Source organism: Cupriavidus sp. WS, from assembly GCF_000395345.1.
GTDB lineage: Bacteria > Pseudomonadota > Gammaproteobacteria > Burkholderiales > Burkholderiaceae > Cupriavidus > Cupriavidus basilensis_B.
In genome coordinates this window covers 1-24733 of the sequence record NZ_AQPL01000398.1, presented here as the reverse complement: position 1 = coordinate 24733, position 24733 = coordinate 1, and the positions used below count along the sequence as shown (strand labels likewise).

At 71.4% G+C, this 24733-nt stretch carries 23 protein-coding genes and 1 pseudogene; 17 read left to right on the top strand and 7 right to left on the bottom strand.

Going from position 1 to position 24733, the window contains the following annotated elements; genetic code table 11:
• The first annotated feature begins 81 nt into the window (after window positions 1-81).
• From K206_RS0128205 to K206_RS0128190, 4 genes are all read left to right on the top strand, one after another.
• The gene (locus K206_RS0128205) at window positions 82-1098 is read left to right on the top strand and encodes a transporter (protein ID WP_020205722.1); all 1017 of its coding nucleotides are present in this window, start codon (window positions 82-84) and stop codon (window positions 1096-1098) included.
• 115 nt (window positions 1099-1213) lie between these two features.
• Complete coding sequence (ppk2, locus tag K206_RS0128200; RefSeq protein ID WP_020205721.1) at window positions 1214-2131, top strand: polyphosphate kinase 2; 918 nt, start codon at window positions 1214-1216, stop codon at window positions 2129-2131.
• A gap of 370 nt (window positions 2132-2501) precedes the next feature.
• Entirely contained in the window at window positions 2502-4196 is a 1695-nt protein-coding gene (locus tag K206_RS0128195; RefSeq protein ID WP_020205720.1) for a hypothetical protein, read from the top strand.
• Between the two features lie 11 nt (window positions 4197-4207).
• Entirely contained in the window at window positions 4208-4540 is a 333-nt protein-coding gene (locus tag K206_RS0128190) for a DUF5818 domain-containing protein (protein WP_020205719.1), read from the top strand.
• Here K206_RS0128190 and K206_RS0128185 read toward each other — a convergent pair.
• Window positions 4537-5631 carry a substrate-binding domain-containing protein gene (locus tag K206_RS0128185; RefSeq protein ID WP_020205718.1) on the bottom strand — a complete coding sequence of 365 codons (1095 nt, stop codon included), beginning with the start codon at window positions 5629-5631 and terminating at the stop codon, window positions 4537-4539. The two genes, K206_RS0128190 and K206_RS0128185, sit on opposite strands and share 4 nt — an antisense overlap.
• Before the next feature lie 313 nt (window positions 5632-5944).
• Here K206_RS0128185 and K206_RS0128180 point away from each other — a divergent pair, with 313 nt between their 5' ends.
• From K206_RS0128180 to K206_RS0128160, 5 genes are read left to right on the top strand one after another with little or no spacing between them, the layout of a single operon-like run.
• Window positions 5945-6466, top strand: coding sequence for a formate dehydrogenase subunit gamma (locus K206_RS0128180; RefSeq protein WP_020205717.1), 522 nt, complete (start codon window positions 5945-5947; stop codon window positions 6464-6466).
• The gene (locus K206_RS0128175) at window positions 6463-8019 is read left to right on the top strand and encodes an NADH-quinone oxidoreductase subunit NuoF (protein ID WP_020205716.1); all 1557 of its coding nucleotides are present in this window, start codon (window positions 6463-6465) and stop codon (window positions 8017-8019) included. The genes K206_RS0128180 and K206_RS0128175 overlap by 4 nt, the downstream gene beginning before the upstream one ends.
• A 57-nt stretch (window positions 8020-8076) precedes the next feature.
• Window positions 8077-10932, top strand: a complete 2856-nt coding sequence (gene fdhF / locus K206_RS0128170) for a formate dehydrogenase subunit alpha (protein WP_020205715.1) — start codon at window positions 8077-8079, stop codon at window positions 10930-10932.
• Window positions 10929-11786: a formate dehydrogenase accessory sulfurtransferase FdhD gene (fdhD, locus tag K206_RS0128165; protein WP_020205714.1), complete on the top strand. Its 858-nt coding sequence runs from the start codon at window positions 10929-10931 to the stop codon at window positions 11784-11786. The genes fdhF and fdhD overlap by 4 nt, the downstream gene beginning before the upstream one ends.
• Window positions 11783-12046, top strand: coding sequence for a formate dehydrogenase subunit delta (locus K206_RS0128160; protein ID WP_020205713.1), 264 nt, complete (start codon window positions 11783-11785; stop codon window positions 12044-12046). Before fdhD ends, K206_RS0128160 begins: the two co-directional genes overlap by 4 nt.
• Window positions 12047-12099: 53 nt before the next feature.
• Here K206_RS0128160 and K206_RS0128155 read toward each other — a convergent pair whose 3' ends face one another.
• A complete protein-coding gene (locus K206_RS0128155; protein ID WP_020205712.1) occupies window positions 12100-12795 on the bottom strand; it encodes a transglycosylase domain-containing protein in 696 nt (231 codons plus the stop codon).
• A gap of 337 nt (window positions 12796-13132) precedes the next feature.
• Between K206_RS0128155 and K206_RS0128150 the strand changes: the two genes are divergently transcribed.
• Both K206_RS0128150 and K206_RS0128145 read left to right on the top strand, forming a co-directional pair.
• Window positions 13133-13387 (top strand): RNA-binding protein, encoded by a 255-nt coding sequence (locus K206_RS0128150; RefSeq protein ID WP_020423949.1) that lies wholly within the window; start codon window positions 13133-13135, stop codon window positions 13385-13387.
• 65 nt (window positions 13388-13452) lie between these two features.
• Complete coding sequence (locus K206_RS0128145; protein WP_020205710.1) at window positions 13453-14226, top strand: tyrosine-protein phosphatase; 774 nt, start codon at window positions 13453-13455, stop codon at window positions 14224-14226.
• A gap of 16 nt (window positions 14227-14242) precedes the next feature.
• Here K206_RS0128145 and K206_RS39520 read toward each other — a convergent pair whose 3' ends face one another.
• Both K206_RS39520 and K206_RS0128135 read right to left on the bottom strand, forming a co-directional pair.
• Entirely contained in the window at window positions 14243-15511 is a 1269-nt protein-coding gene (locus K206_RS39520; protein WP_020205709.1) for an acetate/propionate family kinase, read from the bottom strand.
• Between the two features lie 46 nt (window positions 15512-15557).
• Window positions 15558-16499, bottom strand: a complete 942-nt coding sequence (locus K206_RS0128135; protein ID WP_020205708.1) for a phosphate acetyltransferase — start codon at window positions 16497-16499, stop codon at window positions 15558-15560.
• A 401-nt stretch (window positions 16500-16900) separates the two neighbouring features.
• Between K206_RS0128135 and K206_RS0128130 the strand changes: the two genes are divergently transcribed.
• From K206_RS0128130 to K206_RS0128110, 5 genes are all read left to right on the top strand, one after another.
• A complete protein-coding gene (locus K206_RS0128130; RefSeq protein ID WP_020205707.1) occupies window positions 16901-19186 on the top strand; it encodes a DUF3141 domain-containing protein in 2286 nt (761 codons plus the stop codon).
• Window positions 19187-19201: 15 nt separating this feature from the next.
• Window positions 19202-19981: an enoyl-ACP reductase FabI gene (gene fabI / locus K206_RS0128125; RefSeq protein ID WP_020205706.1), complete on the top strand. Its 780-nt coding sequence runs from the start codon at window positions 19202-19204 to the stop codon at window positions 19979-19981.
• A 108-nt stretch (window positions 19982-20089) separates the two neighbouring features.
• Entirely contained in the window at window positions 20090-20332 is a 243-nt protein-coding gene (locus K206_RS0128120) for an RNA-binding protein (protein WP_020205705.1), read from the top strand.
• A 109-nt stretch (window positions 20333-20441) separates the two neighbouring features.
• Window positions 20442-21242, top strand: a complete 801-nt coding sequence (locus K206_RS0128115) for a TOBE domain-containing protein (RefSeq protein WP_020205704.1) — start codon at window positions 20442-20444, stop codon at window positions 21240-21242.
• 92 nt (window positions 21243-21334) lie between these two features.
• The gene (locus K206_RS0128110) at window positions 21335-21847 is read left to right on the top strand and encodes a CYTH domain-containing protein (RefSeq protein ID WP_020205703.1); all 513 of its coding nucleotides are present in this window, start codon (window positions 21335-21337) and stop codon (window positions 21845-21847) included.
• Between the two features lie 77 nt (window positions 21848-21924).
• Here the strand turns inward: K206_RS0128110 and K206_RS0128105 are convergent, their stop codons facing one another.
• The 3 genes from K206_RS0128105 to modA all read right to left on the bottom strand — a co-directional run bounded on the left by K206_RS0128105 (window position 21925) and on the right by modA (window position 24221).
• A complete protein-coding gene (locus K206_RS0128105; protein WP_020205702.1) occupies window positions 21925-22644 on the bottom strand; it encodes an ATP-binding cassette domain-containing protein in 720 nt (239 codons plus the stop codon).
• A gap of 7 nt (window positions 22645-22651) precedes the next feature.
• Window positions 22652-23323, bottom strand: a complete 672-nt coding sequence (gene modB, locus K206_RS0128100) for a molybdate ABC transporter permease subunit (protein ID WP_029044182.1) — start codon at window positions 23321-23323, stop codon at window positions 22652-22654.
• An 82-nt stretch (window positions 23324-23405) separates the two neighbouring features.
• On the bottom strand, window positions 23406-24221 hold the full coding sequence (modA, locus tag K206_RS0128095; RefSeq protein ID WP_020205700.1) for a molybdate ABC transporter substrate-binding protein: 816 nt from the start codon (window positions 24219-24221) through the stop codon (window positions 23406-23408).
• Between the two features lie 294 nt (window positions 24222-24515).
• On the opposite strand from modA, the pseudogene K206_RS39515 reads away from it, so the two are divergent.
• A pseudogene (locus K206_RS39515) lies at window positions 24516-24733 on the top strand (hypothetical protein); the annotation flags it as partial.

The window sequence follows — 24733 nt, the reverse complement described above, 5'->3', positions numbered from 1 at the left end:
CCGGCGCATGGCGGCGGGCCTCTCCCCGCCGCCATGCCGTCATGCTAATGTGCCGTTTTCGCGCAATCGAAGAGGCAACACATGCAAGCGGCAATCGTCGAAGCCGGCTACGGCTCCGATCCGGTCGGCCTGGTCAGCGGCTTCCGCTTTCCGCCGGGCGAGGCGGGCCAGCCCATCGACTCGGCCAGCGCGTCCGCCTGGCTCAAGTCGCCGCCGCCCGGCGACGAATTCATCTGGCTGCATTTCAACCTCGCCCACAGCGCCTGCGAGCGCTGGCTCAAGGGGCAGATGGAGCTGCCCGAAGGGTTTTTCGAGGCGCTGCGCGAAGGCTCGCGCTCCACGCGCATCGAACGCCTGGACACGGCGCTGCTGGCCGTGGTCAACGACGTCATCTATAACTTCGGCGTCACTTCCACCGACATCTCCACGCTGTGGGCCTGCGCTGACCGCCGCCTGCTGGTGACGGCGCGCCTCAAGCCGCTGCGCTCGGTGGACCAGTTGCGCGCCTCGGTCAAGCGCGGCGAGGTGTTCGCCTCGCCGCTGTCGCTGCTGGTGCACCTGCTGCGCGACCAGGCCGACGTGCTGGTGCACATCGTGCGCGAGACCACCGCTAACGTGGACCAGATCGAGGACCGCCTGCTGTCCCAGCGGCTGCAGGGCAACCGCGTGGAGCTGGGCTCGATGCGGCGCGGGCTGGTGCGCCTGCAGCGCCTGCTGGCGCCCGAGCCCGGCGCGCTGTTCCGCCTGCTCAACCGGCCGCCGCCGTGGCTGCGCGAGGAAGACAGCCTGGACCTGCGCGCCTCCACCGAGGAGTTCTCGCTGGTGCTCAACGACCTCACGGCGCTGGTCGAGCGCATCAAGCTGCTGCAGGAAGAGATCGCCGCCACGCTCAACGAGCAGACCAACCGCACGCTGTTCACGCTGACCCTGGTGACGGTGCTGGCGCTGCCGATCAACATCGTGGCCGGCTTCTTCGGCATGAACGTGGGCGGCATCCCGCTGGCCGACCACCCGCACGGCTTCTGGGTGCTGGTGGTGCTGGTGGCCAGCTTCACCGTGCTGGCCGGGCGCTGGGCGTTCCGCAAGCAGGACTCCTGAGCGGCGCACCACCGCGGCGCGACCCCGGGGCCACGCCGCGCCGCGAGGCAACCGTTCATGCCGGCGTCATATGGCGATGCTAGCGTGGCACGTTGTTGCGAACAGGAGCGTGCAAATGAGGCCAGAAGAGAGCGATCTGATCCGGCGTATCCACCGCGAGGTGGCCGATCACTACGACGAAGAACTCGAACTGGAGCTGGAGGACCACCACGTCGACACGCTGTTCGGCGAGGGCGGCGGCGGCCTGGACGAGGCCGAGCGCGCCATGCGCCGCCACTACTTCCGCGAGCTGTTCCGCCTGCAGGGCGAGCTGGTCAAGCTGCAGAGCTGGGTGGTGGACACCGGCCACAAGGTCGTGATCCTGTTCGAGGGGCGCGACGCCGCCGGCAAGGGCGGCGTGATCAAGCGCATCACCCAGCGGCTCAATCCGCGCGTGGCCCGCGTGGCGGCGCTGCCGGCGCCCAACGACCGCGAGCGCACGCAGTGGTATTTCCAGCGCTACGTCTCGCACCTGCCGGCCGCCGGCGAGATCGTGCTGTTCGACCGTTCCTGGTACAACCGCGCTGGCGTCGAGCACGTGATGGGTTTCTGCAGCGACGACCAGTACGAGGAATTCTTCCGCTCGGTGCCGGAGTTCGAGCGCATGCTGGTGCGCTCGGGCATCCAGGTCATCAAGTACTGGTTCTCGATCTCCGACGAGGAGCAGCACCTGCGCTTCCTCTCGCGCATCCACGACCCGCTCAAGCAGTGGAAGCTCAGCCCGATGGACCTGGAGTCGCGCCGCCGCTGGGAAGACTACACGCGCGCCAAGGAAGTCATGATGGAGCGCACCCACATCGCCGAGGCGCCGTGGTGGGTGGTGCAGGCCGTGGACAAGAAGAAGGCGCGCCTGAACTGCATCCACCACCTGCTGCAGCAGATGCCCTACGTCGAGCGCACGCAGCCGCCGGTGGTGCTGCCGCAGCGCGAGCGGCACGAGGACTACTCGCGCCAGCCGGTGCCGCAGGAAATGATCGTTCCCGAGATTTACTGAGCCGGCGACGGGCGAAGGACGCCGCCCGGCGCCGCCCGGGCTGTCCGGGCTGTCGACGAAGCCGGCTCACCGCTTGTGTTCTCCCCCGCCCGCCGTGCAATGCGGCTCCGCGAAGCGCGGCAAGACGGGTTCTCGACGATGACCGTCCTTTCCGCGCGCCGCCTGGCGCCGCGCGGCCCCCCGGGCCACGCCGCCGATGGCAATATACCGGCGGCCGGCGGCCGACCGACCCCGCGACGCCGCGCGGGCATCCCATGCCGAACTAAAGCTCCCCGCCGCGGCTGCCGATATTTGTCTTGATTTGTATTGGCCAATGCATGCGCCGGCTGCCGCCGGCCGCCGCTTATCCCCGAAACGGAGCAAGAAGAACATGTCGGACACCAGAATCCGCCCGCGCGCCAGCGTCCTCGCATCCCTCCTGGCCGCCGCCGCGCTGGCCGCCTGCGGCGGCGGAGGGGACAGCGCCCCGGCCCCCCAGACCACCAGCGGCCCGGTGGTGCCCCCGGTGGTCGCCGCGCCGGCCCCGACCATGCCGGCGCTGGCGCCCGCGTGCGCCGGCACCGAATGCGGCGCGGCCGACGGCAGCAACTACAGCGGCAGCGGCACGGGCGTCTGGTCGGCCTCCAACACGGCCGGCGTCGCGCTCGACCTGCCGGTCTCCATCGGCGGCGTGAACGGCAAGCCGGTCACGCTGCTCTACACCAACGGCGCCACCGCGCAGGCCATGCCGGCGCTGTCGCTGTCGGTGATCCAGCCGGTGGTGGGCAGCCTGTCGGTGCAGTCCGCGCAGGCCGCGCCGTCGGCGCGCGACGAGCAGACCATGCGCGACATCGGCGAGTTCAACCGCACGGGCTGGGCCGCGCTGGCCGGCGCCAAGCATCCCGCCAGCCAGTCGGAGATGGCCGCGCCGCCGCCGCACGCCTCCGTGGTCAGCGACGTCAAGAGCTGGTATCACACCGACGGCACGTCGCGCTCGGCCACGCTCGAGCGGCAGGTCAGCGCGCCGGACGGCACGGTGGTCAACTTCTGGGTGGAAACCACCGAGTGGACGCAGGCCGGCAGCAAGGTCAGCGACACCATCCTCGATGCGCTCGCCAGCGGCTTTGCCGGCTCCGGCGGCATCTATTCGATGCTGACCTCGGTCGGCGGCCCGCTGTGGGGGCCGCACAGCTACAGCAACCTGATTGCCGGCACCGGCCAGCCCGTCGACATCGTCATCCTGAACTTCGACAACAACGCCACGCCGTTCGGCACGGTCGGGTATTTCTGGGGCGTGCACAATCTGCTGAAGACGTCGGATGCGCGCAGCAACGAGTCGCTGTCGCTCTATCTCGATTCCGAGACGCTCTACCTGGGCGGCACCGAGGGCATGAAGTCGATGAAGATGACGATGGCGCACGAAGGCATGCACATGCAGAACTTCTACCGCCGCGGCGTCAAGGCCGGCTCGCAGTACGCGTTCCAGACCTGGCTCGAGGAAATGTCCGCGATGATGATGGAAGACTTCGCCAGCCATACCATCGACCCGAGCTACAACGCGATCCGCGATGTGCGCTTCCGCGACTACCTGGGCTACGGCAACGGCAACTTCAATTGCAACATCCTGAACTTCACCGGCTTCGGCCCGACCTGCGAAAGCTATTCGGTGTCGGGCAGCTTCGGCGGCTTCCTCGACCGCCAGCTCGGGCTGGCCTTTTACAAGGACCTGCTCGCGCGCACCACCAGCACCGACTCGAAGACCGTGCTCGACCAGGCCATCAAGGCCGCGCGCGCCGATTCCGGCTTCGAGCAGGAACTGCAGCGCTGGAGCGTGACCAGCAACGCGCTGATGCCGGCCGTCTCCTCGCCCGCGCGCTACGGTTATCCCGAGCGGATCGACGGCGGCTTCACGCTGCCGGTGATCGATCCGTCGCTGTATGGCGCGATCCGCAAGCTGCCGAGCTCGGTGGCCGCCACGCTGCAGCCGTATGGGAGCTTCCCGGTGGTGCGCAGCGGCACCGGCGCCACCTTCAGCGAGACCGTGCGCGTGCCGGCCGGCTCGACCCTGTCGGTGGTGGTGTACTGAGCGGGCGCGCCATGCACCGCATCCTGCTCCTGGCCGCGGCGCTGTGCCTGGCGCTGGCCGCCTGCGCGCAGCCGGCGCCGTCGGCGCAGTCGGGCAGCACGGTCACGCTCACGGGCAGGATGGCGGTCAACGGCAGCGCCGGGTTCCAGCAGCCGGTGCTGATTACCGCCGGCGGCCAGGCGTGGCAGCTCGACGCGCTGCCGCTGGAACAGGCCCGCGCGCTGGACGGCCGCGCGGTGACGGTCACCGGCGTGGTGCCGCGCGCCGCCGCGCCGGGCACCTGGGGGCCGGCCGTGCGCGTCGAGCGCGTGGCACCTGCGGAGGGCGCGCCGGCCGCGCGCTAGCGCCCGGCGCCGCCGCGCGGGAAGGCTTCTTCCAGCGTCAGCACGGTGCCGGTGAGGCTGCCGTCGTAGCCGGGCAGGGCATCCACCACCTGGCGGAAGCTGCCGCTGCGCAGCGCCGCCACGGCGCCCGCCAGCGCGGGGCTCTGCAGCCGCTCGCGCTCGATGGCGAAGAAATAGCGCTCCTTGAGCACCGGCACGAAATCCAGGCCGAAGCGCCGCGCCGCCGTCTCCACCCCGAACCCCGCATCCGCCATGCCGCTGCCGATGTAGGCGGCCACCGCCGCGTGGGTGAACTCGCCGTTGCTGTAGCCCTCGATGCGGCTGCTGTCGATGCCGCGCGCCTCCAGCATCAGGTCCAGCAGCAGCCGCGTGCCGGAGCCGGTCTGGCGGTTGACGAAGCGCACGTCGGGCCGGCACAGGTCGCGCAGGCCGGTGACGCCGCGCGGGTTGCCCGGCCGCACGAAGAGGCCCTGCGAGCGCACCGCGAGGTGGATCAGCAGGTGCGTCTCGGGCCGGATCCAGGCGGCGAAGCGCGCCAGCGTGCGCTGCTCGAACTCGCCGATCGGCACATGGAAGCCGGCGATGTCGCAGCCGCCCTGGGCCAGCGCCGCCACCGCCTCCAGGCTGCCGCAGTATTTCAGGTCGTGGCGCACCTGGTGGGTCTCGAGGAAGTCGTGCAGCGCCGCCACCGCGAAGCCGTGGCTGGCGTGCAGGCGCAGCGCGGGCTCGGCGCGGTCCACCAGTTTCTTGATCTCGATCTCCAGCTCCGAGGCCAGGCTTTCCAGCGTCGGCGACAGCCGCGCGGCGATGCGCTTGCTGGCCCACACCAGTTGCTGCGCCAGCGGCGACAGCGCGCTGCCGCGCCCGCGCGTCTTGGCGATCAGCGCGCCGCCGAACAGCGCCTCGGCATCACGCAGGATGCCCCAGGCGTAGCGGTAGGACAGGCCGCTGGCCTGCGCCGACTGGCTGATGCTGCCGGTGCTTTCGATCAGGCCCAGCAGGCCGACCAGGCGCGACACGTCGAGCGCCGGCCCGGCGCCGGGATCGTCGGCGCGGACCTGCAGATGCGGTTCGATGGAGATGCGTAACATATGCGAAAAATAGCATATTGCCCGAATGGATCCAACTGCCTATAGTCCGCTCAAAGAGGCATTGCAGGCTGGCCGATATGGCAGCGCATGGCCGCAAGTGGCGGCGCAGCATGGCGGACGCCGCACGCGGGCCGGCACGGGTGCCTCAAGATATGAAAAAAATAGCATATAAAGCGAATCGCATATAAAGCGGTGGCCATCCGATGGCCGGCCGCGCCCCGCAGCAGTTCCTGGCAAGACGCGCAAGCCAATGCGCCGCACCGTCTGCCGCCGGCCGCAGGCGCCGGCCAGTGCTGCTTCACCAGGAGATCCGATGTCGTCCCCGTCGCTGTCCCCATCCGCCGCCGGCGCCTTGCGCGAACCGGCCCGCGCGCAGATCGCCGCCATCATCGCGGCGCGCCGCGACCTGCCGGGCGCGCTGCTGCCCATCCTCCACGACATCCAGGACACGGTGGGCTACGTGCCGTCCGAGGTCCTGCCCGACATCGCGCGCGCGCTTAACTTGTCGCGCGCCGAGGTCCACGGCGTGGTCACGTTCTATCACGACTTTCGCGAGCGCAAGGCCGGGCGCCACGTGGTGCGCGTGTGCCGCGCCGAGGCGTGCCAGTCGGTCGGCAGCGAGGCGCTGGCCGCGCATGCCGAGCAGGCCGTGGGCTGCGCGTTCCATGAAACCACCGCCGACGGCGAATTCACGCTGGAGCCGGTCTATTGCCTGGGCCAGTGCGCGTGCGGCCCGGCCGTGACGGTCGACGGCAAGCTGGCCGGGCGCGTCACGCCGCAACGCTTCGACGCGCTGCTGGCGGCGTGCGCGCGCGGCGGGGAGGCCACGGCATGAGCGCCATCACGGTATTCGTTCCGCGCGATTCCAGCGCGCTGGCGCTGGGCGCCGACGAGGTCGCGCAGGCCATCGCGCGCGAGGCCGCGGCGCGCGGCGCCGAGATCACGCTGGTGCGCAACGGCTCGCGCGGCATGTTCTGGCTGGAGCCGCTGGTCGAGGTGCGGACCGCGGCCGGCCGCGTGGCCTACGGCCCGGTCGCGCCGGAAGACGTGCCGGGTCTGTTCGACGCGGGTTTCCTCGGCGGCGGCGCGCACGCGCTGGCGCTCGGCCCGACCGGCGAGATCCCCTTCCTCAAGCGGCAGGAACGCCTGACCTTCGCCCGCGTCGGCATCACCGATCCGCTCTCGCTGGCCGACTACACCGCCCACGAAGGCTTCGCCGGGCTGACCCGCGCGCTGACGCTGGACGGCGCGCAGATTGTGCGCGAAGTCACCGAGTCCGGCCTGCGCGGCCGCGGCGGCGCGGCGTTTCCCACCGGCATCAAGTGGCAGACCGTGCTGAACGCGAAGTCGCCGGTCAAGTACGTGGTCTGCAATGCCGACGAGGGCGACTCCGGCACCTTCTCCGACCGCATGGCGATGGAAGGCGACCCATTCATGCTGATCGAAGGCATGACCATCGCCGGGCTGGCGGTCGGCGCCGAGCACGGCTACGTCTACGTGCGCTCCGAATACCCGCACGCCATCGCCATGCTGGAAGCCGCCATCGACGTGGCGCAGGCCGCCGGCTGGCTCGGCGACGACATCCGCGGCAGCGGCCGCCGCTTCCGCCTGGAAGTGCGCAAGGGCGCCGGCGCCTACGTGTGCGGCGAGGAAACCGCGCTGCTGGAAAGCCTCGAAGGCAAGCGCGGCGTGGTGCGCGCCAAGCCGCCGCTGCCGGCGCTCGAAGGCCTGTTCGGCAAGCCCACCGTCATCAACAACGTGATCTCGCTGGCCACCGTGCCGCTGATCCTGGCGCGCGGCGCGCAGTTCTACCGCGACTACGGCATGGGCCGCTCGCGCGGCACGCTGCCGTTCCAGCTCGCCGGCAACATCCGCCAGGGCGGGCTGGTCGAGAAGGCGTTCGGCCTGACGCTGCGCGAGCTGCTGGAGGACTTCGGCCAGGGCACGCGCAGCGGCCGGCCCATCCGCGCGGTGCAGGTGGGCGGCCCGCTCGGCGCCTACCTGCCGGTCTCGCGCCTGGACACGCCGATGGACTACGAGGCGTTCGCCGCGTTCGGCGCGGTGCTCGGCCACGGCGGCATCGTGGTGTTCGACGACACCGTGGACATGGCGCGGCAGGCCCGCTACGCGATGGCGTTCTGCGCGATCGAGTCGTGCGGCAAGTGCACGCCGTGCCGGATCGGCTCCACGCGCGGCGTGGAGGTGATCGACAAGATCATCGCCGGCGACCAGCCCGTCAGGCATGTCAAGCTGGTGCGCGACCTGTGCGACACCATGCTGGGCGGCTCGCTGTGCGCGATGGGCGGCATGACGCCGTACCCCGTGCTGTCGGCGCTCGACGCCTTCCCGGAAGACTTCGGCGTGGCCGTGCCCGCCAAGGCTGCCTGATCCCCGCACACCCAGAAAAACAAGCCAGCCAACGCCAGCATCAAGCCGGAGACCGCCTTGAACACACGCAATGAAATCGATTTCGGCACGCCCGCCAGCGATGCCCGGGAGCAGGTCACGCTGCAGATCGACGGCATCGACATCACCGTGCCGGCCGGCACCTCGCTGATGCGCGCGGCCGTGCAGGCCGGCGTCAACGTGCCCAAGCTGTGCGCCACCGACAGCCTCAAGTCGTTCGGCTCGTGCCGCCTGTGCCTGGTCGAGATCGAAGGCCGGCGCGGCTACCCGGCCTCGTGCACCACGCCGGCCGAGGCCGGCATGAAGGTGCGCACGCAGAGCGACAAGCTGGCCGACCTGCGCCGCGGCGTGATGGAGCTGTACATCTCCGACCACCCGCTCGACTGCCTGACCTGCCCGACCAACGGCAACTGCGAGCTGCAGGACATGGCCGGCGTGGTCGGCCTGCGCGAGGTGCGCTACGGCTACGACGGCGCCAACCACCGCGCCGCGGCCAAGGACGAATCCAACCCGTACTTCACCTACGACCCCTCCAAGTGCATCGTGTGCAACCGCTGCGTGCGCGCCTGCGAGGAAACCCAGGGCACCTTCGCGCTCACCATCGGCGGGCGCGGCTTCGACTCGCGCGTGACCGCGGGGCAGGGCGGCAGCTTCATGGAGTCGGACTGCGTGTCGTGCGGCGCCTGCGTGCAGGCCTGCCCCACCGCCACGCTGGCCGAGACCTCCATCATCCGCATGGGCCAGCCCGAGCACAGCGTGGTCACGACCTGCGCGTACTGCGGCGTGGGCTGCGCGTTCAAGGCCGAGATGAAGGGCAACGAAGTGGTGCGCATGGTGCCGTACAAGGACGGCCAGGCCAACGAAGGCCACTCGTGCGTGAAGGGGCGCTTCGCGTGGGGCTACGCCACCCACAACGACCGCATCCTCAACCCGATGATCCGCGCCAGGATCACCGACCCGTGGCGCGAGGTGTCGTGGGAAGAGGCCATCGCCTACGCCGCCGCGCAGTTCAAGCGCATCCAGGCAGAGCACGGCCGCGACGCCATCGGCGGCATCGTCTCCTCGCGCTGCACCAACGAGGAAGGCTACCTGGTGCAGAAGCTGGTGCGCGCCGCGTTCGGCAACAACAACGTCGACACCTGCGCGCGCGTGTGCCACTCGCCGACCGGCTACGGCCTCAAGCAGACGCTCGGCGAATCGGCCGGCACCCAGACCTTCCGCTCGGTCGGGAAGGCCGACGTCATCATGGTGATGGGTGCCAACCCGACCGACGGCCATCCGGTGTTCGCCTCGCGCATGAAGAAGCGCCTGCGCGCCGGCGCCAGGCTGATCGTGATCGACCCGCGCCGCATCGACCTGGCCGACTCGCCGCACGTGCGCGCCGATTTCCACCTGCAGCTGCGCCCCGGCACCAACGTGGCGGTGGTCACGTCGATGGCCCACGTGATCGTCACCGAAGGGCTGATGAACGAGGCCTTCATCGCCGAGCGCTGCGAGGACCGCGCGTTCCAGCAATGGCGCGACTTCGTCAGCCTGCCGGAGAATTCGCCCGAGGCGATGGCGGACGTCACCGGCATCCCGGCCGACCAGCTGCGCGGCGCCGCGCGCCTGTACGCCACCGGCGGCAACGCGGCGATCTACTACGGCCTGGGCGTGACCGAGCACGCGCAGGGCTCCACCACCGTGATGGGCATCGCCAACCTCGCCATGTGCACCGGCAACATCGGCCGCGAGGGCGTGGGCGTGAATCCGCTGCGCGGGCAGAACAACGTGCAGGGCTCGTGCGACATCGGCTCGTTCCCGCACGAGCTGCCGGGCTACCGCCACGTGTCGGACTCCACCACGCGCGGCCAGTTCGAGGCTGCCTGGAACGTGGAGATCAACCCCGAGCCGGGCCTGCGCATCCCCAACATGTTCGAGGCCGCGCTGTCGGGCAGCTTCAAGGGCCTGTACTGCCAGGGCGAGGACATCGTGCAGTCCGACCCCAACACCCAGCACGTGGCCGCAGCGCTGTCGGCGATGGAATGCATCGTGGTGCAGGACATCTTCCTCAACGAGACCGCCAAGTACGCGCACGTGTTCCTGCCGGGCTCGTCGTTCCTGGAGAAGGACGGCACCTTCACCAACGCCGAGCGTCGCATCTCGCGCGTGCGCAAGGTGATGCCGCCCAAGGCGCGCTACGCCGACTGGGAAGCCACCGTGCTGCTGTCCAACGCGCTCGGCTACCCGATGGAGTACACCCATCCGTCGCAGATCATGGACGAGATCGCGCGCCTCACGCCGACCTTCCGCGGCGTGAGCTACGCGCGCCTGGATGAGCTCGGCAGCATCCAGTGGCCGTGCAACGAAGACGCGCCCGAGGGCACGCCCACCATGCACATCGGCAGCTTCGTGCGCGGCAAGGGCAAGTTCATCATCACGCGCTACGTGCCCACCACCGAGCGCGTCAACCGCGCCTTCCCGCTGATCCTCACCACCGGGCGCATCCTCTCGCAGTACAACGTGGGCGCGCAGACGCGCCGCACCGAGAACGTGATGTGGCACGACGAGGACCGGCTCGAGATCCACCCGCACGACGCCGAGGAGCGCGGCATCAAGGACGGCGACTGGGTCGGCGTGCAGAGCCGCGCGGGCGAGACCGTGCTGCGCGCCATCGTCAGCGCGCGCATGCAGCCGGGCGTGGTCTACACTACGTTCCACTTCCCCGAATCGGGCGCCAACGTGATCACCACCGACAACTCCGACTGGGCCACCAACTGCCCCGAATACAAGGTCACGGCGGTGCAGGTCACGCCGGTGGCGCAGCCGTCCGAATGGCAGCGCCAGTACCACGACTTCCACGCGCAGCAGCTGCGCCTGCTGCAGGCCGCCAGCGCGGAGGCGCGCCCGGCATGAGCGAGCTCCGCACCAGCGTGGCGTGGCCGGCCGGCGACGCCGAGCCGCCCACCCACAGCACCTTCGAGGTCGGGCGCAGCCGGCTTGGCCAGGTCGCGCTGGAGGCCGACGAGCTGGCCGAGGAAGTGCCGGTCGCGCTCGAGTACAACGGCATCTCGCACGCGGTCATGCTGGCCTCGCCGGCCGACCTCGAAGACTTCGCGCTCGGCTTCAGCCTGAGCGAAGGCCTGGTGGCGAGCCCGCGCGACGTCTACGAGATCGACACCGAGGCCGGCTGCGACGGCATCACGGTGCGCCTGCGCATCGCCGCCGAGGCGTTCGCCGGCTTCAAGGAACGGCGCCGCGCCATGACCGGGCGCACCGGCTGCGGCCTGTGCGGCACCGAGTCGCTGCAGGAAGTCATGCGCGTGCCGGCGCCGGTGGCCAGCAGCGCCAGCTTCTCCGGCGCCGCGCTGTACGCCGCCTTCGCGCAGCTGCAGACGCGCCAGGAACTGCTGCGCCACACCGGCTCGACCCACGCCGCGGCGTGGCTGCGCGCCGACGGCCAGGTCGGCCTGGTGCGCGAGGACGTGGGCCGCCACAACGCGCTCGACAAGCTGATCGGCGCGCTGGCGCGCGGCGGCGAGGACCGCGCGCGCGGCGCCGTGCTGGTGACCAGCCGCGCCAGCTATGAAATGGTGCTCAAGACCGCCAGCGCCGGCGTCGGCCTGCTGGCCGCCGTGTCCGGCCCCACCGCGCTCGCGGTGCGGCTCGCGCAGCGGACCGGCGTGACGCTGGCCGGCTTCGTGCGCGACGGCCGCCACGTGGTCTACACCCACCCCCAACGCCTGCAGGACAGGACGGAACCGGCATGAACACGGACAACCTCGTCAAGATGGCGAACCAGATCGGCACCTTCTTCTCGGCCATGCCGGACCGCGAAGAAGCGCTCACGGACATCGCCTCGCACATCAAGCGCTTCTGGGAGCCGCGCATGCGGCGCGCGCTGCTGGCGCAGATCGACGACGGCGAAGCCGCCGGGCTGGACGACATCGTCCGCCAGGCCGTGATGCGCCACCGCGGCCTGCTGGCCGTGACGCCGCGCGCGTCGGAGCAGCAGCCCGAGCAACACTGAGCGGCCGCCCGGCCGCCGCTTGGCCGTCTACTTCAGACGCCTACTTCAGCCGCCTACCTCAGCCGCAACGGCTCCAGCAGCGCCGCGTCGTACTGCCCGCGGTCGATGCGGCCCAGTTCCAGCATGCGCAGCAGGATGTAGGCCTGCCGCTGGCGCGCGCGGCGCGGGTTGACCACCGGGTTGTTGGCCGACGGCGCCTTGGGCAGGCCGGCCAGCATCGCGCACTCCGCCAGCGTGAGCTCGCCCACGGGCTTGCCGAAATAGGTCTCGGCGGCCTCGGCGAAGCCGTAGGCGCCCTGGCCGAGGTAGATCTTGTTCATGTACAGCTCGAGGATCTCGTCCTTGCCCAGCGCATGCTCGATGCGGTAGGACAGCAGCACCTCGTACAGCTTGCGCGTATACGTCTTCTGGCGCGACAGGAAGAAGTTGCGCGCGACCTGCATGGTGATGGTGGAGGCGCCCTGCGAGAGCTCGTCCGACAGGTTGGCCACGCCGGCGCGGATCACGCCGACGTAGTCGATGCCGTCGTGCAGGTAGAAGCGCTCGTCCTCGATGGCGACCACCGCCTGCGTCAGCGCGGGCGGCATCTGGCCGATGGGCACGTAGCCGGGCGACTGGCGGAACGCGGCGAGCGCGTCGAGCGAGGGCAGCTGGCGCTGGGCCACCAGCACGGCCAGCGTGCCCAGCAGGGCCGCGCCGAGCACCAGCAGCAGCGCCAGCCTGATGAAATTTGACCAGAGACGTTTCATGGGCCGTATTGTGCCAGCACGCGGCGACGGTGCCGCCGCGCGTGCCGCCGGTCCCGCACTTCAGCCGGCCGGCACGGGCGCGCCGGCATCCTGGGGAAGCCCCGCCCGCGGCGTCCGGCGGGGCGGATTATCCCGCCGCGCCGCGGCACTTGTCGAGGCCGGGCGCAAGCGTTCATGATGGTGGTCAAGCCGCCTGCCCGCGCCGGGATTTTTCGGGTACCGTACGCTGTCCCATTGCCGGAGCATCGCGCGGCAAGGGTTCACGGGCGCCGCGCGCGCGCGATCGCCGGGGCCGTCGTGGCCCGCGGCGGTCTGAAGCAATGATTCGGAGTGCATGATGAAGATTCTAGTGAGGGGCCTGCACCAGGGCATCGACGCGGCTCGCCTGCGCGAGGCGCTGGCCTCGTATGTGCGCGTCGTCGACGTCGAGCTGATCCTCGACGGCGATGGCGCCCATCCGTGGGCCTGGGTCGACCTCGACCTCGGCGACGCCGATCCGATGAGCGTGTGGAAACTGGTGGCGCGGCTCGATCACCGCTATATTGCCGGCTGCCATACGCGCTGGCACGTGCCGGCGCACCGCGCGCGCTGAGGCGCACATCCGGCGCGCGCGGCTCATGCGCGGCGCATCGAGGGAGACAACGACAGATGCGGGGAATGCAGGCAGGCGAAGCCGGCGCGAAGCCGGTCCAGGGCGCGGCGCTGCCGCTCGACAACGTGGTCAACCTGCGCGATCTCGGCGGCCTGGCCACGCGCGACGGCCGCCGCGTGCGCGCCGGCAAGCTGTTCCGCAGCGGCAACCCGGCCTGCGCCAGCGCGGCCGATCTCGCGCTGCTGCGCGCGCTGCGGCTCGACATGGTGATCGACTTCCGCTCCTCGGGCGAGAAGTCGCCGCAGGAGCGCGCGTTCGGCGAGGCCTTCCGCTGGGTCGCCACGCCGGTGCTGGAAGGCAGCATGTCGATGGCCGAGCTGATGCCGCGCATGCTCGGCGGCAGCCCCGCGCAGATGGAGGCCTTCATGCTGGAGGTCTACGGCGATTTCCCGCGCAAGTACCAGGCCGCCTTCGGCGGCTTCCTCAAGGCCGCGGAGGCGGGCGGCAACCTGCTGTACCACTGCACCGCGGGCAAGGACCGCACCGGCTTCGCCTCGCTGCTGCTGCTGGCCGGGCTCGGTGTCGACGCGGACGCCATCATGGCCAACTACCTCGCGTCCAATCACTGGAACCGGGATTTCAACGCGCGCATGAGCGCGCGCGCCGCCGAGGGCGGCGTCGACCCGGAGGTGATGCGCCCGCTGCTGGAGGTCAAGGCCGCGTACCTGGAGGCGTCGCTGCACGCCATCGAGCGCGACTACGGCGGCATGCCGGCCTACCTGGCCGACGTGCTCGCGGTGGACGTGCGGCGCCTGCGCGAGGCCTACCTGGCGGAGTAGGCGCGGGCCGCGGCGCTCATGCCGCGAGGTCTTCCTTCTTCTGCTGCTGCTGTTGTTGCTGCTGTTGCTGTTGCTGCTCCAGCATGATGCGCGCGGTATTCAGCGCGATCATCCCTTCCTCGTCGGTGGGCAGCACCAGCACCGGCACGCGGCTGTCGTCGCGGCTGATGCGCTGGCGGTTCTCGCCGTTGGCGCCGGCGTCGAGGTCGATGCCGAACAGCTCCGCCAGATGCGCGCAGATGCGCTCGCGCACCGGCGGCGAGTTGGCGCCGATGCCGGCGGTAAACACCAGCGCGTCGAGCCCGCCCAGCGTGGTGGCCAGCTTGCCGATCTCCTGCGCAGCGCGGTAGGCGTAGAAGTCGATCGCCAGGCGCGCGCGCGGCGCGTCGCTGGCCAGCAGCACGCGCATGTCGCTGCTCACGCCGGACAGGCCCTTGAGCCCCGAGTCGTGGTACAGCATGGTCTCGATGTCCTTGGTGGTCATGCCTTGCTGCGACAGCCACAGGATGGCGCCGGCGTCGATGGCGCCGCAGCGCGTGCCCATCGGCAGGCCGTCGAGCGCGGTCAGGCCCATCGTCGACTCGATGCTGCGGCCCGCGCGCATGGCGCACAGGCTGGCGCCGTTGCCGAGGTGGGCCACGATCACGCGACCGGCGGCGAGGTCGGGCGCCACCTGCTGGAGCCGGCGCGCGATGTACTCGTAGGACAGGCCGTGGAAGCCGTAGCGGCGGATGCCGCGCTCGAAGTATTCGTAGGGCAGCGCCAGCAGCTGCGCCATCGCGTCGTGCCCGGCGTGGAACGCGGTGTCGAAGCACGCCACCTGCAGCAGCGCGGGCGCCGCCTCGCGCACCGCGCGGATCGCGGTGAGGTTGTGCGGCTGGTGCAGCGGCGCCAGCGGCACCAGCGCCTCCAGCTTGGCGATCACCTCGTCGTCGATCTTCACCGCCGCGGCGTAGTCGGCGCCGCCGTGCACCACGCGGTGGCCGATCGCCACCGGCGGCGTGTCGCGCAGGCCGATGCTGAGCACCAGGCGGATCAGGCGGAAGGCGGCGTCGTGGTCGGACACCTGCGCGACCGGGAAGTGCTCGTCGGCGACCGCGCGGCCGTCGGCCATGCTGGCGGTCAGGCGCGGCGCGATGCCGATGCCCTCGATCTGGCCGTGCGCGCTGAGCACCGGGTTGATGTCGGTGTTGGCGTGCGCGGCCTCGGGCACGTTGTAGACCGAGACCTTGACGCTGGACGAGCCGGCATTGACGACGAGGATGGTGGGATGGGTGGCGCTCACGCTGGGATGCCTCCTTGCGGCGACGGCGATGGGGGAATGGGTGGCTTCAGACCGCGGCGGGCGCCTGCGCGAGGCGGCGCGCATGCGCCACCAGCACGGCGATGGCGCAGCTGCCGATGCGCGCGCGCACGCTGTCGGCGCGGCTGGTGAGGATGATCGGCACGCGCGCGCCCAGCACGATGCCGGCGGCCTCGGCGCCGGCCAGGAAGGTGAGCTGCTTGGCCAGCATGTTGCCCGATTCGAGGTCCGGCACCAGCAGGATGTCGGGGTCGCCCGCGACCTCGGAGACGATGCCCTTGGTGATGGCGGCCTCGCGGCTGATGGCATTGTCGAAGGCCAGCGGGCCGTCGAGGATGCCGCCCTCGATCTGGCCGCGCCGGCTCATCATGCACAGCGCGGCGGCGTCGATGGTGGAGGGGATCTTGTCGGTCACGGTCTCCACCGCCGAGAGGATCGCCACCTTGGGGTTGTCGATGCCGAGCACGCGCAGCAGGTCGATGGCGTTGCGGCAGATGTCGGCCTTGTCGTTGAGCGTGGGGAAGATGTTGACCGCGGCGTCGGTGATGAACAGCGGCTTGTGGTAGCTCGGCACGTCCATCGCGAACACGTGCGAGAGGCGGCGCGCGGTGCGCAGGCCGGTGTCCGCGGCGGTGACTTCGTGCATCAGCTCGTCGGTGTGCAGGCTGCCCTTCATCAGCAGCTCGGCCTCGCCGGCGCGCACGGCGGCCACCGCGCGCGCGGCGGCGGCGTGGCTGTGCGGCACGTCGATCAGCACCGCGTCGCCCAGTTCCAGCCCGTTGGCGTCGGCGACCTGGCGGATGCGCGCCACCGGCCCGATCAGCAGCGGCACGATCAGGCCAAGCTGCGCGGCCTGCAGCGCGCCGCCGAGCGAGGACGCGTCGCACGGATGGGCCACCGCCGTGGGGATGGCCGGGAGCTCGTTGCAGCGCGCCAGCAGGACGGAGTACTTGTCGAGGGGGTGGTTCATCGCTGCTCCAGTCTCCAGTGCGTCGGTCCGGATGGTGTGGTCCGGGGTGTCGGTCCAGGGTGTCGGCGCGGCGCGCCGGTCCGATGTTTTCAACCGGGGCATCGGTCCGGGGCGCCGGCCGGGCGCGCCGGGCATGCTGCGTCGCGCAAAAAGCAAGGCCAAGTATAGGGCATGTTTCCGGCGGAAAGATGACATGGCGCAAGCTCGCGCAGCTTGTCCGGCATGCGGCGCGCAGGCGCCCGAAGTGCGCCCGGCGGTCTTTTCCGGGCGCGCTTGTCAACGTCATGCGGCGCTGGTAGATTGGCCGTGCTGCAGGGCAGCAATGCGACCCGGGCGCGGACATGATCCGCCCCGCGCGCGGCTGCCGCTGCCTCCAACGCCACACCGCAGGAGGACGCCGAGTGAACGCACGTGTACCCGCCACCCAGACCGCCGGAGCATCCGGAAGTACCGAAGGCCTGCTGGCGCCGCCTCCCGCGTGGTCCTATGCGGTCGATGCCTGGCAGCGCACCATCCTGCTGCTCGACGTGCTGCGCGAGCGCGGCAACCAGACCTTCGAGCACGAGCGCGAGGGCATGCCGCCGGTGCTGGTGTTCGACCACGAGATCGTGGTCGACGGCCGCACGCTCGATCAGCCCGCCAACTACGCGCTGCTGCGCGTGCTGCCGCCGCCGGGCTGCGCGCCCACCGACGATGCCAGGCGGCCGTTCGTGGTGATCGACCCGCGCGCCGGCCACGGCCCCGGCATCGGCGGCTTCAAGATCGACAGCGAGATCGGCATCGCGCTGCGGCGCGGCCATCCGTGCTACTTCGTCACCTTCTTCCCGGTGCCGTGCCCGGGCCAGACCATCGAGAGCGTGACGCGCGCCGAGGCGGTGTTCCTGCAGACCGTGATCGAGCGCCATCCGGACGCGCAGGGCAAGCCGTTCGTGATCGGCAACTGCCAGGGCGGCTGGGCGCTGATGCTGCTGGCCGCCGCCGCGCCCGAGCTGCCCGGGCCGCTGCTGCTGGCGGGCTCGCCGCTGTCGTACTGGGCCGGCATGCGTGGACGCAACCCGATGCGCTACAGCGGCGGGCTGCTGGGCGGCTCGTGGCTGGCCTCGCTGTTCGCCGACCTCGGCAACGGCCGCTTCGACGGCGCCTGGCTGGTGGAGAACTTCGAGCAGCTCAACCCGGCCAACACGCTGTGGAAGAAGCTCTACGACGTGTACGCCAGGGTCGACACCGAGCGCGAGCGCTTCCTCGAGTTCGAGCTCTGGTGGGGCGGCCACTTCCTGCTCAACCGCGCCGAGATCGACTGGATCGTGCAGAACCTGTTCGTCGGCAACCACCTCACGGCCGGCGAGGTGCGCAGCGCCGACGGCAACCTCGCCGTGGACCTGCGCAACGTGCGCTCGCCGATCGTGGTGTTCGCCTCCTGGGGCGACAACATCACGCCGCCGCAGCAGGCGCTGGACTGGATCCCCGACCTCTACGCCAGCGTCGACGAGATCGTGGCCAACGAGCAGGTCATCGTCTATTGCCTGCACGAGAAGGTCGGCCACCTCGGCATCTTCGTCTCGGCCGGCGTGGCCAACCGCGAGCACACCGAGCTGATTTCCGCGCTCGACCTGATCGACGTGCTGCCGCCGGGCCTGTACGAGGCGCGCATCGAGGACATCGCGCCGGGCACCTCGCACCTGGACCTGATCGACGGGCGCTACCTGATGCGCTTCGAGCGCCGCACCATCGACGATATCCTCGCGCTCGACGACGGCCGCGACGACGAGGACCCGTTCGAGGTGGTGCGGCGCGTGGCCGAGATCAACCAGCGCCTCTACGACACCTTCGCCTCGCCGCTGGTGCAGGCCATGTCCAACGAGTTCAGCGCCTACGCCATGCGGCAGACGCATCCGGCGCGGCTGGAGCGCTCGCTGGCGTCCGACGCGAACCCGTGGATGGCGTGGATCGCCGCGCTCGCGCCGGCGGTGCGCCAGGCCCGCCGGCCGGTGGAGCAGGACAACCCGTTCCTGGCGCTCGAGCGCGCCGCTTCCGACAGCATCGTGCGCGCGCTCGACGCCTGGCGCGACCAGCGCGACGCCTGCTACGAGCACGTATTCGAAGCGCTGTACCAGTCGCCGTGGCTGTCGGCGCTGGTCGGCCTCGACCCCGGCGCGCACCGGCGCGGGCCGCCGCCGCAGAGCGCGGCGCTGCGCAGCGAGCTGGCCGCGCGGCGCATCCACGACGCCGAGCGGCGCATCGCGCAGGGCACGCCGCTCGACGCGTTCATGCGCATCCTGGTCTACGTCGCCGACGAGAACGCCGCCATCGAGGAGCGGCCCTTCAACCTGATGCGCAAGATGGCGCAGGAGCACCTCGCGCAGCAGCCCGACATCGCCGCGGTCAAGGCCGCGGTCAGGCGCCAGAGCTTCATCGTCGCGCTCGACCCCGCGCGCGCCGTGGCCGCGCTGCCCGAGCTGCTGCCGGACCCCGCGCTGCGCCACCACGCGATGGTGGCGATGCACCGCGTGTTCACCGTGGCCGGCCCGCTCGAAGGCGGGCGGCTGGCGCGCTACCGCGAGGTGGCGAACGTGCTCGGCACCGACCACACCGCGCGGCTGGAGGCGCCGCTCGCCGGTGCCGCGCCGGCGGCGGGCGTGCCGGACGTACCCGACGCGGCCGCGCCCGCCAACGCGCCCGGCAAGTAGGGACGGGGCGACGGCATGGTCCAGGTCTCCAATCCCCCGCTGCGGGGCGCGCGCGTGCTGGTGGTCGGCGTGGCCAACGAGGATTCCATCGCGTGGGGCTGCGCGCGCGCCTTTCGCGAGCTCGGCGCGGAACTGGCGCTGACCTACCTCAACGACAAGGCCTATCCGCACGTGGCGCCGCTGGCCGAAGCGGTGGGCGCCACCATCGTGATGCCGCTCGACGTGGAGGACGCCGCGCAGGAGCAGGCCCTGTTCGAACGCATCGAGCAACAGTGGGGCCGGCTCGACGCGGTGGTGCATTCGGTCGCGTTCGCGCCCAAGGACGACCTGCACGGCGGCCTGCTCAACTCTTCCGCGGCCGGCTTCGCGCGGGCCATGGACATTTCCTGCCACTCCTTCGTGCGCCTCGCGCGGCGCGCGGTGCCGCTGATGCCCGACGGCGGCAGCCTGTTCGCCATGAGCTACGAAGGCGCCGTCAGGGTGGTGCCGAACTACGACCTGATGGGGCCCGTCAAGGCCGCGCTCGAAGCCGCCTGCCGCTATCTCGCGCACGAGCTGGGCCCGCGCGGCATCCGCGTGCACGCGATCTCGCCGGGGCCGCTCAAGACCCGCGCCGCCTCCGGCCTGAAGGACTTCGACCACCTGCTGGCGGAAGCGGCCGGCCGCGCGCCGCTGGGCGAGCTGGTCGACATCATGGACGTCGGCTTCGCCACCGCCTACCTCGCCACGCCCTACGCGCGGCGCATCTCCGGCAACACCGTGTACGTGGACGGCGGCGTGCACATCATGGGCTAGGCGGGGCCGCCGCGTCCGCCCGCCGCGCGCGCGGCGGCGGCCTACAATGGTGGAAACAACGAAGGCCGCAGCCGCGGTGCGCGCGCGGCCTTGACTCGGGAGCCACACATGAAGGTACTCATCCGGGGCCTGCACCGCGATGTGACCGAACCGATGCTGCGCGAGAAACTGGCGCCCTACGCGCCGGTGACTGCCGTGGAGATGGTGCGCGACGGCGATCCCGACCACCCGTGGGCCTGGGTCGACCTCGACATCGATCCGTTCACCGCGTGGCGCCTGCTGCGCCAGCTCGACCGCCAGTATTTCGCCGGCAGCATGATGCGCTGGTACATCCCCGCCCATCAGGGCTAGCGCGCCGCCCGTCGAGCACCGCGCGCCGCCCCTCGCGCTCGGATCGGCGCTACCATAGCCCGCTTGTGCCACTTTGCGGCGCCGCCCGCGCGGCGGCGCCTGTCCACTCATGCTTGAACTCGACGGCGCGATCTGGTTCCGCTCCGGCAGCCGCGACTGGGGCGGCCGCGAGCGCATCGCCCTGCTGGCCGCGATCGGCGAGCACGGCTCCATCACCGCGGCGGCCAAGGCCGTGGGCCTGAGCTACAAGGCCGCGTGGGACGCCATCGACGCCATGAACAACAGCGCCGGCGAGCCGCTGGTGGTGCGCGCCACCGGCGGCAAGGGCGGCGGCGGCACCCTGCTGACCGCGCGCGGCGAGAGCCTGATCCGCACCTATCGCGCGCTCGAGCAGGAACACCAGCGCTTCCTCGCCCATCTGGCGCGCCTGGGCAACCTCGCCGAGCCCGCGCCGCAGGACCTCGACCTGATCCGCCGCTTCATGGTCCGCACCAGCGCGCGCAACAAGCTGTTCGGCACCGTGGCGGCGATCCGCGCCGGCGCCGTCAACGACGAAGTCGCGCTGGCGCTGCCGGGCGGGCAGCGGGTGGTCGCCAGCATCACCCATGAGAGCGTGGAGACGCTGGGGCTGGCGCCCGGCATGGAAGCCTTCGCGCTGGTCAAGGCCTCGTCGGTGCTGCTCGGCGTCGCCGACGCCGGCCTGCGGCTGTCGGCGCGCAACCAGTTGCCCGGCAGCGTGGCGCGCGTGCTGCCCGGCGCGGTCAGCACCGAGGTGGCGCTCGCGCTCGACGGCGGCGGCACCGTGGTGGCGGTCGTCACCCACGACAGCGTGGCGGCGCTGGGCCTGGCCGAAGGCAGCCGCGCGCTGGCCGTGTTCAAGGCCTCGAGCGTGATCCTCGGCGCGCTGTGAGGCGCGCATGGCGCGGCGGCCCGGGAGGCCGGCCGCATCGATTCCCGGCAGCCGGAACCGGCAGAGCAACAGCAACAGCAAGAGGACACCCCATGCCCACCAACGTGGAAATCAAGGCCCGCATCGCCAGCGTCGAGGCGCTGGCGCCGCTGGTGGCGCCGTTGGCCGACCACGGCCCGGAACGGATCGAGCAGGACGACACCTTCTTCGCGTGCGCCAACGGCCGCCTCAAGCTGCGCGTGCTGGCGCCCGGCGAAGGCCAGTTGATCTTCTATGCGCGCGCCGACCAGGCCGGGCCGAAGGAAAGCCACTACATCATCTCGCCGACGGCGGCGCCCGATTCCCTGCGCGCCGCGCTGGCGGCGGCGTGGGGCGAGGGCGGGCGCGTGCGCAAGACGCGCGTGCTGTACCTCGTGGGCCGCACGCGCGTGCACCTGGACCGCGTGGCCGGGCTGGGGGATTTTCTCGAGCTGGAAGTGGTGCTGGCCGACGGCGAAGCGGCCGCGGCGGGCGTGGCCGAGGCGCACGCGCTGCTGGACAAGCTCGGCGTGGCGCGCGCGCAACTGGTGGAAACCGCCTACGTGGACCTGCTGCGCGCGCGCTGAGACGGCCGCGCGCGCCTGGAAGTCGTTTCAACCTGCCGTGCCGCGCGACGGCGCCAGGGTCTTCCTGAAACGGCTTCCTATTCGTGCGCCGGCACGGGCGCGTAGATCTGCGGATGCCCCTTGACCGGGCCGCCGCCGTGGATGCGGCCGTCGCGCACCTCCAGCACGTGGTCGCCCAGCGCCTCGACGTCCTCGGGGTCGTGCGAGATCACCAGCATCGGCACGTCCAGGCTGGCCTGCAGTGCCCGCAATTCGTTGCGCATGCGCACGCGCAGCGCCGGGTCGAGCGCGGAGAACGGCTCGTCGAGCAGCACGATGTCGGGCTGCGCCACCAGCGCGCGCGCCAGCGCCGTGCGCTGCTTCTGCCCGCCCGAGATCTCGCCGGGATAGTTGCCGGTGATCGCGCCCAGGCCGAACGCGTCGATCCAGCGCTGCGCCTCCGGGTGGCTCGCCTTGCGGCCCGGGTTGCGCCAGCCGCGCGCGAGGCCGAAGGCGATGTTCTGTGCCACCGTCAGATGGGGGAACAGCGCGTAGTCCTGGAACAGGTAGGCCACGCGGCGCTCCTGCGGGCGCACGTCGATGCCGGCCTCGCTGTCGAACAGCGTGCGCCCGTTGAGCACGATGCGGCCGCTGTCGGGCCGCAGCAGCCCGGCGATGGCGCGCAGCGTGAGGCTCTTGCCCGCGCCGGACGGCCCGAACAGGGCGATGCGCCGGCTCTCCGAGACGAAGCTGATGTCCAGCGCGAAGCGGCGGTCGTCGGTGCCGAGATCCTTGCGGACCGTGACGTGCATGCTCATGGCCGTGTCATCCCAGGGTCTTGCGCGCGGCCGGCACCAGCCGGCCCGCCGCCACCAGCAGCACCACGCAGGTGACGGACGTCACCAGCACCAGCAGGTTGGCGGTGTTGTCGTCGCCGGCCTGCACCGCTTCGTAGATGGCCACCGACAGGGTCTGCGTGCGGCCCGGCAGGTTGCCGGCCACCATCAGCGTGGCGCCGAACTCGCCCAGCGCGCGCGCGAACGCCAGCAGCACGCCGGCGATGATGCCGCGCGCGGCCAGCGGCAGCGTGATGCGGAAGAAGATGCCGGCCTCGGGCGTGCCGAGCACGCGCGCGGCATCCTCGTACTGGCTGTTCACGCCCTCGAACGCGGCGCGCGCCGACTTGAGCACCAGCGGGAAGGCCACGATGGTGGACGCCAGCACCGCGCCCTGCCAGGTGAAGACCAGCTCGATGCCGAGCTGGCCGAGCCAGGCGCCGAGCACGCCGCGCCGGCCCACCAGCACCAGCAGGTAATAGCCCATCACGGTGGGCGGCAGCACCAGCGGCAGCGTGAGGATGGCGTCGACGAGATCGCGCGCGCCCGAGCGCCAGCGCGACAGCGCATAGGCCACCGCCACGCCGAGCACGGCGTTGATCAGCGTGGCCCAGCCCGCCACCTTGAGCGACAGCGCCAGCGGGACCCAGACGGCTTGCAGGGAATTCATAGGCATGGCCGGCCGGGCGCGTCGGCCCGGCGGCGGATGGCGCCGGGGCCGCGGCGCGGCCCGGCGCGCGGGGTCAGGGCTTCAGGAAACCGTACTTGGCCAGCACGGCCTGGCCTTCGTCCGAGAGCACGTAGCCGACGAAGGCGGCGGCCTCGGCCGGCTGCTTGGCGACGGCGGTGACGGCGATCGGGTAAGTGACCGGCTGGCGGGTCGGCACGCGCAGCGCGACCTTGACCTTGTCCGGCATGATGGCCGCGTCGGTGGCGAACACGAAGCCGGCCTCGACCTCGCCGCGCGCCACGTAGTCCAGGCTCTGGCGCACGTTCTGCGCCATCACGCCCTTGGCCGACACCGCATCCCACACGCCGGCCGCTTCCAGCGCGCCCTTGGTGTAGCGGCCCACCGGCACCGAGGCCGGGTTGCCGAAGGCGATGCGCTTGAACTCGGGCTTGGTCAGGTCCTGCAGCTTGCCCACTTCCTGCCTGCTGTCGGCCGGCACGATCAGCGCGAGCTGGTTGGCGGCGAAGTCGCGGCGGGTGGCGGCGTTCACCACGCGCGCGGCCTCGGCCTTGTTCATCGCGTCCTGGTCGGCCGAGGCGAACACGTCGGCCGGCGCGCCGTTGATGATCTGCTGCATCAGCACGTCCGACGCGCCGAAGTTCAGGATCACCTTGGTCTGCGGGTGGGCGCGCTCGTAGGACTCGGACAGCGCCTTGAAGGCGTTGGTCAGGCTGGCCGCGGCGGAGACCACCAGGTCGGCGCCGAAGGCGGCCGGCGCGGACAGCGCCAGCGTGGCGGACAGCAGCAGGCCGGCCGCGAGCGAGGCGCTCCGGCGGGCGCCGCGCGGCGGACGGGGCAGGGCGGGCGGGCAGGCGGGAATCGGTTGCATGGGCATGGCTGTGCGGAGGTTGGGAGAGCGGCCGCGGCGGGCCGGAAGGCTCGGCGCGCGCGCCGCGAATGCTGGATGCGAATGCGCGCTACATGAATTCGCAATATATGACGGTATATAACGCGGCGTCAATGGCACATTCGGTGCATGCGGGCCCCGTGGCCCGGCCTGGCGTCACGGGCGTGTCACCGCCGCGTCACCCTGCTGCCATCTGCGTTCATGACAATGGCCGCGACCTCAATGGCTGGTGCGATGGCGATGACGATGACGGCAGCGACGGCGGGAACGGCGGCAATGGTGGCAGGCAGGGCGGCGCGGCCGCTCGCGGCGGGCGGCGTCCCGCGGACTTCCGTGGCCGCCGCGCGCGTGGCCGACAGCCACGACCAGCGCCGCCTGCTCGCCGCCGTGCTGGTGGCCGTGGCGGTGGCCGCCGGCTGCGTGGGCGGCGCTTCGGTGTGGCGCGAGCGCGCCGCCGCGCGCCGCCTGGAACTCGCGCACTGGCAGGCGCAGGC